At 42.9% G+C, this 13,906-nt stretch carries 22 protein-coding genes; 16 read left to right on the forward strand and 6 right to left on the reverse strand.

What is annotated here, in order from left to right; translation table 11 throughout:
• Positions 1-129 precede the first annotated feature (129 nt).
• From JG50_RS0101685 to JG50_RS0101700, 4 genes are all read left to right on the forward strand, one after another.
• On the forward strand, positions 130-681 hold the full coding sequence (locus JG50_RS0101685) for a DUF6932 family protein (protein WP_033099388.1): 552 nt from the start codon (positions 130-132) through the stop codon (positions 679-681).
• A 5-nt stretch (positions 682-686) separates the two neighbouring features.
• The gene (locus JG50_RS0101690; protein ID WP_033099389.1) at positions 687-1,175 is read left to right on the forward strand and encodes a helix-turn-helix domain-containing protein; all 489 of its coding nucleotides are present in this window, start codon (positions 687-689) and stop codon (positions 1,173-1,175) included.
• 181 nt (positions 1,176-1,356) lie between these two features.
• Positions 1,357-1,629, forward strand: a complete 273-nt coding sequence (locus JG50_RS0101695; protein WP_052153899.1) for an AbrB/MazE/SpoVT family DNA-binding domain-containing protein — start codon at positions 1,357-1,359, stop codon at positions 1,627-1,629.
• Positions 1,616-2,086, forward strand: coding sequence for a putative toxin-antitoxin system toxin component, PIN family (locus JG50_RS0101700; RefSeq protein ID WP_033099390.1), 471 nt, complete (start codon positions 1,616-1,618; stop codon positions 2,084-2,086). Before JG50_RS0101695 ends, JG50_RS0101700 begins: the two co-directional genes overlap by 14 nt.
• 624 nt (positions 2,087-2,710) lie before the next feature.
• Here the strand turns inward: JG50_RS0101700 and JG50_RS0101705 are convergent.
• From JG50_RS0101705 to JG50_RS0101720, 4 genes are all read right to left on the reverse strand, one after another.
• On the reverse strand, positions 2,711-3,421 hold the full coding sequence (locus JG50_RS0101705) for a LutC/YkgG family protein (protein WP_033099391.1): 711 nt from the start codon (positions 3,419-3,421) through the stop codon (positions 2,711-2,713).
• Between the two features lie 4 nt (positions 3,422-3,425).
• Positions 3,426-4,844: a LutB/LldF family L-lactate oxidation iron-sulfur protein gene (locus tag JG50_RS0101710; RefSeq protein WP_033099392.1), complete on the reverse strand. Its 1,419-nt coding sequence runs from the start codon at positions 4,842-4,844 to the stop codon at positions 3,426-3,428.
• Between the two features lie 13 nt (positions 4,845-4,857).
• A complete protein-coding gene (locus JG50_RS0101715) occupies positions 4,858-5,574 on the reverse strand; it encodes a (Fe-S)-binding protein (protein WP_033099393.1) in 717 nt (238 codons plus the stop codon).
• A 137-nt stretch (positions 5,575-5,711) separates the two neighbouring features.
• On the reverse strand, positions 5,712-6,425 hold the full coding sequence (locus JG50_RS0101720; protein WP_160173779.1) for a FadR/GntR family transcriptional regulator: 714 nt from the start codon (positions 6,423-6,425) through the stop codon (positions 5,712-5,714).
• A gap of 208 nt (positions 6,426-6,633) precedes the next feature.
• Here JG50_RS0101720 and JG50_RS0101725 point away from each other — a divergent pair, with 208 nt between their 5' ends.
• Entirely contained in the window at positions 6,634-6,813 is a 180-nt protein-coding gene (locus JG50_RS0101725) for a hypothetical protein (protein ID WP_033099394.1), read from the forward strand.
• On the opposite strand, the gene JG50_RS18555 is transcribed toward JG50_RS0101725, so the two are convergent.
• Positions 6,806-7,087: a hypothetical protein gene (locus JG50_RS18555; protein ID WP_052153900.1), complete on the reverse strand. Its 282-nt coding sequence runs from the start codon at positions 7,085-7,087 to the stop codon at positions 6,806-6,808. The genes JG50_RS0101725 and JG50_RS18555 overlap by 8 nt on opposite strands.
• Positions 7,088-7,098: 11 nt before the next feature.
• Positions 7,099-7,476 carry a helix-turn-helix domain-containing protein gene (locus tag JG50_RS0101735; RefSeq protein ID WP_033099395.1) on the reverse strand — a complete coding sequence of 126 codons (378 nt, stop codon included), beginning with the start codon at positions 7,474-7,476 and terminating at the stop codon, positions 7,099-7,101.
• Positions 7,477-7,682: 206 nt separating this feature from the next.
• Here JG50_RS0101735 and JG50_RS0101740 point away from each other — a divergent pair, with 206 nt between their 5' ends.
• From JG50_RS0101740 to JG50_RS0101775, 11 genes are all read left to right on the forward strand, one after another.
• Entirely contained in the window at positions 7,683-7,913 is a 231-nt protein-coding gene (locus JG50_RS0101740; RefSeq protein WP_033099396.1) for a helix-turn-helix transcriptional regulator, read from the forward strand.
• Between the two features lie 14 nt (positions 7,914-7,927).
• Positions 7,928-8,083 carry a hypothetical protein gene (locus JG50_RS19880; RefSeq protein WP_160173780.1) on the forward strand — a complete coding sequence of 52 codons (156 nt, stop codon included), beginning with the start codon at positions 7,928-7,930 and terminating at the stop codon, positions 8,081-8,083.
• Between the two features lie 45 nt (positions 8,084-8,128).
• Positions 8,129-8,998 carry a hypothetical protein gene (locus JG50_RS0101745; RefSeq protein ID WP_033099397.1) on the forward strand — a complete coding sequence of 290 codons (870 nt, stop codon included), beginning with the start codon at positions 8,129-8,131 and terminating at the stop codon, positions 8,996-8,998.
• Positions 8,998-9,345: a hypothetical protein gene (locus JG50_RS0101750; protein ID WP_033099398.1), complete on the forward strand. Its 348-nt coding sequence runs from the start codon at positions 8,998-9,000 to the stop codon at positions 9,343-9,345. Before JG50_RS0101745 ends, JG50_RS0101750 begins: the two co-directional genes overlap by 1 nt.
• Before the next feature lie 350 nt (positions 9,346-9,695).
• Entirely contained in the window at positions 9,696-10,529 is an 834-nt protein-coding gene (locus JG50_RS18560) for a hypothetical protein (RefSeq protein WP_052153901.1), read from the forward strand.
• Positions 10,530-10,542: 13 nt separating this feature from the next.
• Positions 10,543-11,877: a replicative DNA helicase gene (gene dnaB, locus JG50_RS0101760; protein WP_033099399.1), complete on the forward strand. Its 1,335-nt coding sequence runs from the start codon at positions 10,543-10,545 to the stop codon at positions 11,875-11,877.
• Complete coding sequence (locus tag JG50_RS19885; protein WP_160173781.1) at positions 11,874-12,044, forward strand: hypothetical protein; 171 nt, start codon at positions 11,874-11,876, stop codon at positions 12,042-12,044. Before dnaB ends, JG50_RS19885 begins: the two co-directional genes overlap by 4 nt.
• A 21-nt stretch (positions 12,045-12,065) precedes the next feature.
• The gene (locus JG50_RS19890; RefSeq protein ID WP_160173782.1) at positions 12,066-12,224 is read left to right on the forward strand and encodes a hypothetical protein; all 159 of its coding nucleotides are present in this window, start codon (positions 12,066-12,068) and stop codon (positions 12,222-12,224) included.
• A complete protein-coding gene (locus JG50_RS0101765) occupies positions 12,221-13,063 on the forward strand; it encodes a DNA adenine methylase (RefSeq protein WP_052153902.1) in 843 nt (280 codons plus the stop codon). Before JG50_RS19890 ends, JG50_RS0101765 begins: the two co-directional genes overlap by 4 nt.
• Positions 13,060-13,251 (forward strand): hypothetical protein, encoded by a 192-nt coding sequence (locus tag JG50_RS0101770; RefSeq protein WP_033099400.1) that lies wholly within the window; start codon positions 13,060-13,062, stop codon positions 13,249-13,251. Before JG50_RS0101765 ends, JG50_RS0101770 begins: the two co-directional genes overlap by 4 nt.
• A 73-nt stretch (positions 13,252-13,324) precedes the next feature.
• Positions 13,325-13,906: DNA cytosine methyltransferase (locus tag JG50_RS0101775; protein WP_033099401.1), on the forward strand; the 582-nt coding region annotated here is incomplete at its 3' end.

A 13,906-nucleotide genomic window follows, 5' to 3' on the forward strand; every position in this document is an offset into this window, starting at 1 on the left:
GGGGTTTGTCATCAATCTCACCAAGGGATGTACCCTTGGTCTTTTTATCATGTTTCACAAGGTGATCAAATGTATAACCTAGAAGTTATACCTATCTGATATTTGGGGTATATTGGAGGAGGAGCGCTTTTGCTGCGATTTAATGAGTACGGGTATTTACCTCCAGGAATACATGAAATGACAATAGATGAGCTGAAGGAATCCATCTTGGTTAAAGGCGACGAATCAGTTTCCGTTTGGAATGAGCCTTGGAGGAGATATCTTGTTCTTAATTTAGAGGTCTTATTACAACCACTTTGGCAGCTCGGATTTGATGAAGTGTTTTTAGATGGATCCTTTTGTTCTATCAAGGAAAAGCCAGGTGATATCGATGCCTATTTTGAGCTGGACTTAAAAGTAGAAAACAGATATCAAGCCTTAGAACAGGTTTATATCTTGGCACACGAACTTAATTCCTTGTCAACTGTACCAGTATGGAATTGGTGGGAGAAACGTCCAAATGCGGATGGAGAGATGAAGTCGGAGATGTGGCATCAATTTAGATGCGAGGTGTACCCGAACTGCTACGGGGTTTATGCTTTTCAAAATCAGGACGGTGGACGAATCAAGTTCGATCAATTGTTTCGCTATGATGAAAACGGTATTGAGAAAGGAATTGTCAAACTCCTTTTGAAAGGGTGATCGTCTTGAAAATCAAGTCAGAGCAAGAATATTTGAAGATAAAAAAGCAAGTGGAGGAAATAGAAAAAGAGCGAGCAAAAGTTAGGAAAGAACTTCAGGAACAGGGGGCAGATGAGAATTTCATTCGCTTAGCAGAATACGCTTGCGGGGCTTTTTATGATGAGTTTAAGGCTCAGCTAAGGGAATATGAAAAGGTCGTTGCCGGTCAGTTTGAAAAAGATACAGTTCCGCTACATCAGCTCGGATCTCACTTGGTCAAGTTGCGAATCTGGAAAGGCATTTCTCAGAGCGAATTGGCAAAGCGATTGGGGGTTTCTCAACCTCAAATTAGCAAAGATGAACGATTTGATTATCAAGGTATCAGCATAGAAAAAGCCAATCGAATCCTGCAAGCGCTTGGGATTGAAAAACTGACGGTGATCCCCGGGAAATCTGTGCAAACAATTGGGGCAAAAGATGAAATGGCCGCTACAAATGAGAAAAAAGCTATATAAAAGACCAGGGTATTGCACCCTGGTCTTTAGTGCAAAAAGATAAGCCCTTTCCAGAGTGAAGGAAATGAAATTTAAAAAGACAGGATCAATAACTTGTGGATCAGCCTGCATTTTATTGTTTAAATAGGATATAATAAGGGTAAGGAATTCTTACAAGTAAGGAAAACGGAAGGTGATCAGAATGGCAATTATGGAGTTTGCCCGATTGACTTCAAAGGGGCAAGTTACTATCCCAAAAAATATTAGAAAAGAGTTGGGGCTGGAAACAGGTGATCGGCTTGCCTTTGGAAAAAATGAACGTGGTGAGATTGTATTAAGAAAAGCAAATCTTGATACATTTGACCGTTTACAAAACTTAATACAGCTGGCAGCAGAGCAAGAAGGGATCACTGAGGAACAATTGCTCGAAGACCTAAGAAAACTTCGAGAGGAGAGACGGAATGCCAACAGATGAAACATTACGCATTATGATTGATTCGAACGTTATTATTTCCGCTGTTATGGGAACGAAAGGCGCTCCTGGCAAGCTAATTAAAGAAGTGATTCAGAGGGGAGATCATTTGTTAATATGCCCCTTCATTTTGGACGAGGTAAGAAAAGTATTGACAAATCGATTTCAAAAAAGTCCTCATTTGCAATTGATTTGGGAGCGCCTGTCTTTTTTTCTACCTTTTGATGTCCTTTCTCACCCAACCGAGGAGGAGATAAGCTTATTAGATATCCCGCCAATACGAGATGAAAACGACTTAATGATTTTGTCTACAGCGATTTATCATAATGTTCATGTCTTTGTGACAGGGGATAAAGATTATCATACCCCTGAGATTAAAAAGAAACTTAACGTAATGAACCCTTCAGAATTTTATAGTTTGTACATACTTGACCGTAGTTTAATACGTAAAGCCACATAAAAAAGACCAGGGAAACCTTTTCACCCTAGTCTTTTCACGGAAAGGAAATGTCACCGATTGCGTTGAATTCATCGTCAATCCTTGGCCCTTCATGTTGTGCCCTTTTTGGGCTTTATTTTTTTGCCTAGGAGTAAATTAGTTAGCCGTTTTGAGTTGCCTGATCGGTGGTTGTTGCTTTCGATTATATAGGAACATATATTCGTATTTTGTGGTATAATTAAAATCCCAGAGGTGATCAGCTGTGCAACTAACAAACATAAGCCCCCAGACACGGGGGCCATGTCTCCTATCAAGCAGGGATCATGGGGATTGATAAAACGAATAATTTAAGATTATTTCTTGATGAGTGCAAAAACGCAGTTTGGGTTTGACAATTTAATTTTGGAAGGAACTCTACTTGCACATACTTTGCTTGTTTATTGGGCTATTTCTTCCAATGGTGATGGTCACTGCTGGAAAGAGCAAATTTTAATCTAGCGCAACGAGTTACTTCTGTAATTCTTTAATGTCTTCCGGATTAGGTTTTAATCCGGCCTCTATTAGGAGGATTCCTATGTCACCCCCTACAATCAATATACGTTAATCTGGTTGGATATTTGCCTGCCTTACCCACCCAACACCCCTTTATACCACCAAATAGTATGCTTTTAACGGGCCATGTACCCCGACAACAAGATTCATCTCAATGTCGGCAGAGTTGCTTGGACCTGAAATAAAGTGGATGCAGGAAGGAGGGGATTCTCCACTTTCTACTAAAATATTCATATCATGAACGGCTTGCGTAATACGAGGCATTAGCGTATGGCGCGGTATAATTGCTACATAATTAGCAGGCAAGAAATGAAGGGCACGTCCTTGTCCCTTTCTAGTTTTTACGACAATGGTACCTGATTCAGCTAATGCATAGTCACTAAATACAATACTGAAATTCGCTTTTTCTGCCAATTTAAGATTTTCTTCTTTCTTCTTTGCATCCCATTGATAGATAATGACATGTTCACTCGGCCATTCTTGCTTCAATAAGTGGGTTAAGCCGTACTCATCAAAGCGCGGATCTTGGGACGTCATAACGGGTCCGCCACCGTTCTCTGAAACAAGTTTCTTTAATACTTCAGACAATCGCTCTTTGGACGTTTCGATCACTGTTGTATTTATGTTATGACACTGTTCCTTGAATACTTCGAGCAACTGCTCTTCTGAGTAATCCTTCATAACCTCCCAATGAACGTTCTGTTTCCACTTGGGACGAGTTACACCGGTTATTCTACGTTCTCGGCCAAGCTGGTTGGCAATATGATTTAAAAATGAGTCACGATTATGAATGGTTCCTTTCATACGTTTACCCCTTTTTCTTATGTTTTTTAAACCAATCACGAAAACGCTCTTTACTCGGAGCTGGAAATTCACGAATCTCCATCCAATTTTTTAAAGGTCCAATCCCTTTGGAGAATCGTTCCCCGGAAGTAAATGGACTCGTCGCAGTCGGAGCAAGTTTTGAACCAAGCCTATACAACGCAGCTGAAGAAGCTCCCATTTCGAACATCTTCATTGCCAATTTCTCTACAAGCGGCGCACGCCCTTCCTTCTCTACAATCACTTGACGATGTTTTATTAATAACTCATGCAGTGGGATTTTCACCGGACAAGCATCTGTACACGCCGCACACAGACTAGATGCATAGGGCAGATCTTTAAAGTCGTCATAGCCGTCTAATAGAGGTGTTAAGACGGCACCAATCGGACCTGGATAGATTGAACCATAAGAATGACCACCTATGTGGCGATAAACTGGACAAACATTAATACAGGCGGCACATCGGATACATTGCAACACTTGACGGAACTGCGACCCTAGGATTTCAGAACGTCCATTGTCTACAACTACAAGATGAAACTCCTCAGGTCCGTCTCCTTCCCCTTCCACAATTGGACCTGCAACGGTAATATAGCTTGTCAGCTTTTGGCCAACTGCGCTTCGGCACAGCAAACTAACAAGCACATCTAATTCCTCCATTGTAGGGACAATGCGTTCCATTCCCATGACCGCAATTTGTGTTTTCGGGATTGACATCACAAGATCGGCATTTCCCTCATTGGTTACTAGACAAATCGAGCCGGTATTTGCAACGGCAAAATTACATCCTGTTACCCCTATCTCGGCTTCCATGAATTTTTCACGCAAAATACCACGAACAAATTTTGTCATTTCATATGGATCATCGGATTGTTCATAACCGAGTTTCTCTTTGAATATATCGCGAATTTGCGATTTATTTTTATGGAGTGCAGGCGCTACGATGTGGGACGGTGGCTCATGATCATCGATTTGCAGAATATATTCCCCAAGATCGCTCTCTATCACTTCGCAGCCGAGGCTTTCCAACGTTTGGTTCATGTTAATTTCTTCGGTCACCATGGATTTGGATTTGACAATTTTCTTGGCTTGCTTCCGTTCTACCACTTCCTTAATATATTGAACGGCCTCTTCTTTTGTTTTGGCAAAAAACACGTGACCGCCGCGCCGGGAAACATTTTCACTAAGTTGCATCAAATAATAATCGAGATTTTCTAATGTATGCTGGCGAATTTGCTCTCCGAGATCCCGCCACTGTTCCCAATTTCCAAGTTCTTCGGCAGCCGATAAACGCCGGGTATACAATCGTTCTTGAGCGGAGGATACAGCTCTACGCATCACGGAATCATGAATCCCTTGATTCACCCGGTCATTAAACTTCTTGTCATTTATTTTCATCGCCATTGTTTATCTCCCCTTAGCGGCTGTTTAGAACTTCAGCAATATGCATGACTTTGACCTTTTTCCCCAAACGCTCCATACGTCCCCCAATGTTCATAAGACATCCGCAATCTGCTCCAATTAAGTAATCGGCTCCCGTTTCCATCACACTGTTTACTTTTTCATCCACCATTTGTTTGGAAATCGGGCTCATTTTCACCGAGAAGGTTCCCCCGAAACCGCAGCAATTTTGAGCATTTGGCAACGGTTCGACTTGTAATCCTTCCACATGAGAAAGGAGAGTGAACGGTGCGTCCTTCACTCCTAATAAACGCTTCATATGACAAGAGGTATGATACGTTGCTTTTCCTTCTAATTTTGCACCTACATCCGTTATCTTCAGAACTTCCACTATGAATTGCGTGAGTTCATATGTTTTTTCTGCTAACTCTTTTGCACGATCCTTCCATTCCGGATCATCTTTAAAAATATGTGCGTATTCTAAAAACATCGTTGCACAAGACCCGGAAGGAGTCACAACATACTCTGTTTTTTCAAATGCACGAATCATGTTTTTGGCCGCTTTTTTTGCTTCTTCTACATAACCACTGTTATAGGCTGGCTGTCCGCAACACACCTGCGATTCCGGAAATTCCACTTCACAGCCCAAGTGTTCTAGCAATTCTACAGTTGCCTTTCCCACGTTCGTTCGGAACATATCTACCAAACAAGTAACAAACAATGCTACTTTCATTATGAAATCCACCTCTTAGGGCCTGGTTTTCGACACCCTTGTTTTTATGTTATTTGTGAATGAAATAGCCTCAGAAAGTATTAATATGATAATGTCATCTGATGACTAGTGTAAAAAAACAATGTTTGTTCATGCTCTTAATCAAGCAGTTCTTTTTCTACGCCAAGCAAATGGTATAGCATGGCTTCTTCCGCTTTTTTTGAATTTTTGTTAGCGATCGCCTTGAAAATATCCTTGTGTTCAGCCAGGAGTTGTTCCGGATATCCTTTGGTTTGAAACATTTTTTCGCGGCTTGCCTTTAATGTCTTTCCCATCGTTTCTGAAATGGATTGCATCATGAATTCCAGAACCGGATTATGGCAAGCTCTGGCGATTTCATAATGAAATTTTAAGTCGGCTTTGTCTCCCAAATCTCCTTTTGCTACGGTATCTTCCATTTCGTTAAGTGCCTCTTCTATGCGTTTTAAATCTTCATCAGACCGTCTTTCGGAAGCTAATTGAACGATTCCTGTCTCAATGATTTTGCGAGCCTCTAAGAGTGACATAACGTCTTGTTCCGTAACCGGATGAATCATCTCAAATCCTGATAGTACATCTTCCGGATTAAATCGGGTGACAAATGTGCCTTCGCCATGACGAATAGTAACAAGCCCCATCGTTTTAAGAGAACTGATTGCCTCCCGTATGGTTGATTGACCGACTCCCAAAAGTTCGCTAAATTCGCGAAAAGAAGGCAATCGATCCCCAGGTTTGTAAACTCCATTCATGATTTGTTCTTTTATATAGTCAGCAACTTCTTCATACGTTTTACGTATCTTAAATTGAAGAATCGTTTTCATTTTTGCATTCACCCATTTACCTCTTATGGTCATCTGATGAGTATCATTAATTTAAAAATTATACTACCTAAATTATCCGGTATTTGTCAATACCGCATTCAATCCAGTTTATTCAACTAGAACGAGATCCGTAATAAATGCCAGAGCGATGTGACCTTTTTGGTATAATAAAAACATACGTTCCCTTTTTAAAATAAAAAATCCCCGAGGTGATCAGCTCATGCAACCAATGACAATCCGAGAAACAATGCCAATGCCAAAAGCGGCGGGCGATTATGTTTCTTATCGGATGTTGCTGTTACGCGAGATGTACGAAGTTGCGCGGATCATGGGGATTGCCAAAACGAAGGATATAAAAAAGCTAATGAGTGCGATTGCAACCAAGAAATATACTATTTGATTCGCTCAAGTTTAGCCTCATGCTCAATCGATCGAAGCGCCAGTTTCTCCATTGCTACTTGTTGACGGTTCTGCTTTTCCTTGATTTCGGTTGCATCTTCGGCTATTGATGCAACCATTTCCTGTATAGTGTTTGTATTAGATTCAAGGGTTTTAACTCGTTGATCCAGTGAGTCTATTTTTTTATCTATGGAGTCCACTTTTTTATCTAGCGAGTCCATTCTTTGATCCAGTGAGTTCAACTTCTCTAAGATGAGATCCAGCTTCTCAGACATTGCACCACCTCCTAAGCGCTAATCTCTCTTTTTTTTTCTTTCATTTCCTCCAGGAGCTTCTCTTTGAATGCTTTCAGCTGGTAATAAAGGATCTTGGCTGTTTCTTCATCGATCGGAACTCCATCAATATGCGGCAGTTCGTCATTATCGCGATCTTGAAGGATTTTCATAAGGTCGATTGGTTCATTTTTATTTTTAGTTTCTTCATTGCCGAGCAAGTAATCAACAGTGACATTATAATAATCCGCTAGTTTTTGTAACATTTCCGTGTCTGGTTCGTTCCTACCGTTTTCATAATGAGAATACCGAGAGCGGGTAATTCCTAAAGCCTTAGCTACATCTGATTGAGTTCTTTTTCCTCTAAGTTTTTTTAGTCGATTACCGAGCATTGTTAACTTATGCCCCCTTAGATTGATTTTTTTAGGGTGCTTATCTAAACCAATTATATGATAAGTTTTGTATCAAGTGAAATTTTTTATCATCGTTTCTTATTTATGATACAAAAATTATCAAAATAATTATTGACGGATACAAAATGTATCTGTATAATAAAAAGTGTGAGGGATACAAATTGTATCTCAAAGGAGGTGGAAACGTGCGGAAACGTTTGAAGGAAGAACGAAAAAAGCGGAAGCTTACCCAAAAAGAGTTGGCTAAAAGACTTGGAATATCAGAAGTTTGGGTTAAAAAGATCGAAAATGGAGTTTCTGATCCGGGTAGAAATTTGATGTTTAAATTTGAGAAATTTTTTGGTTTGAGTCATCGTGAGCTTTTCCCGGATCTTTTTGAGCAAATTGATGATACGTTTTGTATCAAAATTAGTTGAAAGGAGGTGAGAAGATGCGGATCCGAGTCGGGGAATGGCGGAAGCTGGACCGGGCCCAAAAGTACATCATGATCCTGATTGCTTACGGCTACTGGCTAGGCCGGCATCAAAAACGGAAAAAGCCCACCTCAGCGGCAACTGTGGTGAGCTTTACGAAAAAGTCGCTTTGAAAATCACTTTGACAGGATTATACCACATCAAGGGAGCGATTGCGAATGAGCGCTAACCACTTAAGCTTGGTTGACCAAAAACAAAAACCTGCAACAACTGGAATGATTACACCAGCAGGAACGATTGAGCAAGCTTTAGAGCAATTCCGTTTGTATCAAGAGTTAAAAACCCGTCTTGGTACAGAAGAAGATTTCCAGCCATTTAAAAACAAAAAAACTGGTGAAGTACGGAACCACCCAAAGAAATCATTCGTTCGCAAAGTGCAACGCTTTTTCAATCTAAGCTGTGAGATTACCCAGGATGAACCCCTGTACGACAAAAACGGCAAGATGATCGCTTGGTTAGCGAAAGCGAGAGCCATTCATCTAGGGACGGGAGCATATCAAGAAGCGGATGGGAGCTGTTCTATGGATGAAAAAATTCAACAGCACCAAACGATCCATAACATTCGCGCTCACGCAATCACCCGAGCAAAAAACCGCGCTATTCTCGATCTGGTAGGCTTCGGTGAAGTTAGCGCAGAGGAGATCAATGAACGGGAGTATTATCAAGCAAATCAGCCTCAACAAAAACAAGAAACTCCAGAACAACGTAGACAACGTGGAATCAAGGCTATGTATGCGGCAGCTAATGAGAAAAAGCTGACCAAAGAAGAAACCAAAACGATCATGAAGGCTGAAACCGGAAAAGAAAGTGCCAATGACATGACCTTGGATGAGTTAAGGAAGATGTATAAGTACTTCAAAAACCATTCATCAGAAGAGCTGAAAGAGGTTGCTAAGGCTCATTTGGTTCAAAACAAAACAGTGATTGATGTCGATCCCGAAACTGGTGAAATTATCGATCCAGATGTATCAATTGATGACAAGGAGCTAGAGAAGATCTTGAGCCATAGCAATGGTGGTGAATTCTAATGGCCCTCAACCTGAACGCACTCCGCCCGGTGGAAGCGATCCGGGCGGCGGCTCTGGCCTTCAATAAGGCCCTGAGAATCCCGGTTCGGTGGCGAGTAGCTGAACGTATCCCATCGGCTAGTCGGTACCTCAGTCAGAAGAACCGCGCTCAACATGTTCTCCTGCTGGAAGATATCAACGAAGGACGGTTCAAACGTAAGCGGGGCGAGTTCCTCTGTAAAGCACGGATCACCAACCCGGCGGCGCATGAACGTTTGAATGTGAGCGACATCGATGCTGACAAGAGTAAGCGGGTCAAAGTTAGCTGCCAAAAATGCCTAGAGATCGCGCGGAAACGCTGGCAGTGAAACAAACCGGGGCTGAAACGGCCCCGGCTCAAAAAAAACAAAGGAGCGGATCATGATGGACGCAAAAACGCAAAATGGTTTCTTAAGAGTATTGCAGATCGCCGAGGAAACCAACTATTTCAAGCGCCCTGAGCTCGAGAATCACAAAGTCTGCACACACGGAAATTGGGCAAGTCAATGCAAAATCTGTTTTATAACGGCAACGAAACAAGAATAACGGGCGGCTCCGGCGTTCGCTGGCCGCCTTCCTCAGAAAAATCGATGGTGCGTTACAGTATATGAGTTGACCGAAAGGGGGGCCGATACGGGGTCTCCAGACTGGAGGAATAGATGTGGGAGGATTTTTCAGAATGTATAAGGACATTTTCCAACATGAAATATTCAAAAATGAGTTGGATTTTCGTCTGTATACGTTGATTCTCGGCAATGCGGTTTATCAGGAAAATGGTGTCACCATCGATGGTGTCCATGTGAAAAAGGGTCAGTGGTTGAGATCGTACCGGAAGCTGGCGAAGGATCTTGAGTATAAAGTGGGGCGTGGTTACAAGCAATATGATATTGCAACCATCAAAAGGGCAGTAACAAGGCTTGAAAAAGCTGGTTTCATTAAAGCCTTTAGCGCAACGGATAGCGCAACAGATAACGCAACAATTACCGCAACACTATTTGAAGTGGTCGGATTCGAGAAATACCAAGGAGTTTCACAACAACTTCAAGATGTTAGCGCAACGGATAGCGCAACAGATAGCGCGACGGATAGCGAAACAAAACTAAGAAGTAAAAGAAAAAAAGAAATAAATAATAATCGTCGCAAACACGCAAAGCGCATTTACGACGCTGATAGCCCTTATATGAAAATGACTCAATATTTCAGGCAAAAAATCCGAGAATGGAAACCCGATGTCAAATTTAAAGGCGATGAACAGTCCTGGGCAGATGAATTTAGGAAAATTCATGAGCTTGATAACCGTTCCAAACAGGACATCAAAAAAGTGATTGACTGGGCAACGGCTCATCCGTTTTGGCAAGCAAATATCCTTTCTCCCAGAAAGTTGCGTGATCAATTTGACACTCTGCAAGGCCAGATGAGCAGAAAGATAATCCAAATGCCACAAAAAGAGCCTGCGCTGTCCGCCAGACCTAACGCAAGCTCTTATAAGAAGTTAGTCATCGACTTTGATTAAGGAGATGGTACAGATGGATGACTTGCAATTAGCATATGACATCGAGCTTGAAAAAACCATCGTTGGTACGATGATCACTGAACCGTCTTGCATTGCCGAACTGGTGGGTTTAGCGCCTGAAAATTTCACCAATACAACAATTCGCAAATTGTTTGGTGAAATCCTGCGGCTTTGGAACGAAAACGAGGAATTGGTCAACCTGGATTCGTTGACTCTATTCGCTGACAAACAAGGTATGAACCTAACGATATTAAACGAACTGATTTCCAAAGCATTGCCTACGGCGCATATCATTAAGTTTTATGCGGACCGGCTGGAAGCACTCACTTCTCTAAGGGAAGCCGGCAGGCTTGGTCGCCAGCTCCTCTCGATCCAGTCGCTACGAGCAAAAGAAGACATCCGGGAAGCGCTAAACCAAGCTGAGTTACGTATGACAAACATTACGACAAAGACGATCCAAAACGATACGCTTAAACCGTTTGACGATGTACTTGCGGAAGTGAATGAAGAGTTACTAGACAACTATGAGAGCGGAAAAGGAATTACGGGGATTCCAAGCGGTTTTACGGATCTGGACCGAGCAACCTCCGGGTTCCAACGCCAAGACTTGATTATCCTGGCTGCACGGCCATCAATGGGAAAAAGTGCATTCGCGCTGAATGTGGCCACGAAAATGGCGATTGAACAGAAAAAGAAAGTCGCCTTTTTCAATCTCGAAATGAGCAGAAAGCAAATGGCTTATCGGATGATTGCAAGCTGTGGTCACATTAACCTTTTAAAACTTCGATCTGGAAAATTGAATGAGGATGAATTTTATCGTTACACGGAGACCATATCAGAACTGTCCATGACAATTAACAAAAATCTTTGGCTGGACGAACAAGCGGGGATAACGGTCCCGGAAATCAAGGCTAAGGCCCGGAAGATCCAGCGAGAACACGGATTGGATTGTATCATCATTGATTATCTTGGCTTGATTGAAGGGATCAAAGGCGAGTACAGCAACCGCGTAGAGGAAGTATCGAAAAACAGCCGCCTTCTCAAGCTGATGGCCAAAGAATTGAATGTTCCGGTCATCTGCCTCTGCCAGCTCTCGCGGGCGGTCGAGCAACGGCAGGATAAGCGCCCGATGTTGTCCGACCTGAGGGAATCTGGATCGATTGAGCAAGACGCTGATTTGGTGATGTTCCTCTACCGGGATGAGTACTACAACGAGGATTCGGACCGTAAAAACATCGCTGAATTGATCATTGGGAAGCAGCGCAATGGTCCAACCGGGACGATCGAGCTTTTATTCATGAAAGACTATAACAAATTCCTCCCGTTGGAAAGGAGACTGGAAGAATGAACCGTTGGGCAGTGTACGAATTTCTGAAACGTCGATACATGGAATCCGGCTACATTCCAAGGTTGGAAGAGGTTCTCAGCGCGTTCCCTGGATTGGATTACATTGAGATCGGCGAGGGCATCGAGGAATTCAACGCGGCGCTTTCTTGGCCGGGTGGCGAATCATGAGACGGAAAGGAGATAGCGAGCATGAATTTCATCGACCGCAACTGGCACAAGCTCGATGACGAGGCAAAGAAAAAGGTTCAGGAGCTACTGGACAGGGCACGGGAACACGAGCAGAGGAGACAGCAGCTGCAGGAAAAGCTACGGGAGCAATTAGAGCGAATGGGGAGGCGGCGAGCATGAAAACACGATCCCCTCTCATTTGGTTTGGTGGGAAGGGAAAGGTAGCCCACCAAATCATTGATAGAATGCCGGATCACAAAGTATACGTTGAACCTTTTGGAGGCGCTGCTCATGTTATGGTGCAGAAACCGCCGGCATCCAATGAAATTTACAATGACATAGATGGAGAGTTGGTGAATTTCCTTCTTGTTTGTCGTGAAGATCCTGAGAAATTGGCCAGTGCCTGTTCAACATTGCCGTACAGTAGGCAGATCTATGAAGAGTGGAGAGATTTACCTCCCCCGAAGGACCGATTTGAGCGAGCAGTTAGGTTTTTCTATTTGAATAGGTGCGGGATTCAAAAAGGAAACGGTCCAAAAACGTATCGCACCGGTTGGAAGCATAACTCGCGGCCGCATCAGAATCCAGCAAGATCTTATCAAAATGCATGCAAGTTGATCCAAGAATTCGCTCACAGAATGCGGTATGTGCAGATCGAAAATGATGACTTCAGAAACATCATAAAAAAATATGATTCGCCGGATACATTGTTTTATGTGGATCCGCCTTACCTCGGGCGGGAGCAGTATTATGCCGGTGGATTTTCTCAAAAGGACCATCAAGATTTAGCGGATCTTTTAAATAGTATTCGGGGAATGGCGATAGTGTCTTACTATCCACATCCTACTATAAAGAAATTATATGCCGGTTGGCGCTTTGAATCTTTTCAGTCAACCCGGCAAGTGATACAAAAAACGGAGCTAAGCATGAAAACAGAAGAATTGTTAATAATGAACTTTGATTTGCAGATGTCGCTTTTTGATTGGTCGGAAGACGATAGTAGGAGGATGAGAGCATGATCGATCCAAAAATCGGAGAACAGCTAGAGCTATTTCCAGAGACGAAGCCACCTGAGCAAAAGAAAAAGACGAAGAAATCACTATCTTTCCTGAGTGAGAAGGAAATGGAGATGATTCAGAAATTAGCTGATGTGGTTGATCAGATTCAGACAGAGAATATCTGCTGGAACATCTGCTTGAATCGCTGAATCCGCGATTGTATCAAAAGTACCTTCTCGAACAAGAAGAACAGTTCAAAAAGTTATTGAAGGGTGATGCATCATGAGGGTGCTTGATCTATTCAGTGGGATTGGCGGATTCTCACTCGCGGCACATTGGGCGGGAATGGAGACAGCAGCGTTTTGCGAGATTGAGCCATTCTGTCAGAAGGTGTTACGCAAAAACTTCCCTGGCGTACCGATTTACGACGATGTCCGATCAGTCACGAAAGAAAAACTAGAAAGGGACGGTGTGATAAATGGCGATCGAACAATTGGACTTGTTTGCGGTGGGGTACCTTGTCAACCCTTCTCAGTCGCCGGGAAACAACAAGGAATCAACGATGACCGCCACCTCTGGCCTGAAATGTACCGAATCATCCAAGAGATTCGACCCCCTTGGGTACTTATTGAAAACGTTAATGGCTTTGTCAAACTGGCCCTCGATCTCGTCATCGATGACTTGGAAAACGAAGGTTACGAAGCGCGGACGTTTATTATACCAGCTTCAGCAGTTGGAGCGCCGCATCGAAGAGACAGAGTCTGGGTTGTGGCGCACACCTCAAGCTTCCGAGGCCATCCGGGGGCCGAAGAGCCGGGAACTGTACGAAAAATGCTTAGTAACTGGCCAAAGCATGGTGACGCT

Source organism: Thermoactinomyces daqus, from assembly GCF_000763315.1.
Classification (GTDB): domain Bacteria; phylum Bacillota; class Bacilli; order Thermoactinomycetales; family Thermoactinomycetaceae; genus Thermoactinomyces_A; species Thermoactinomyces_A daqus.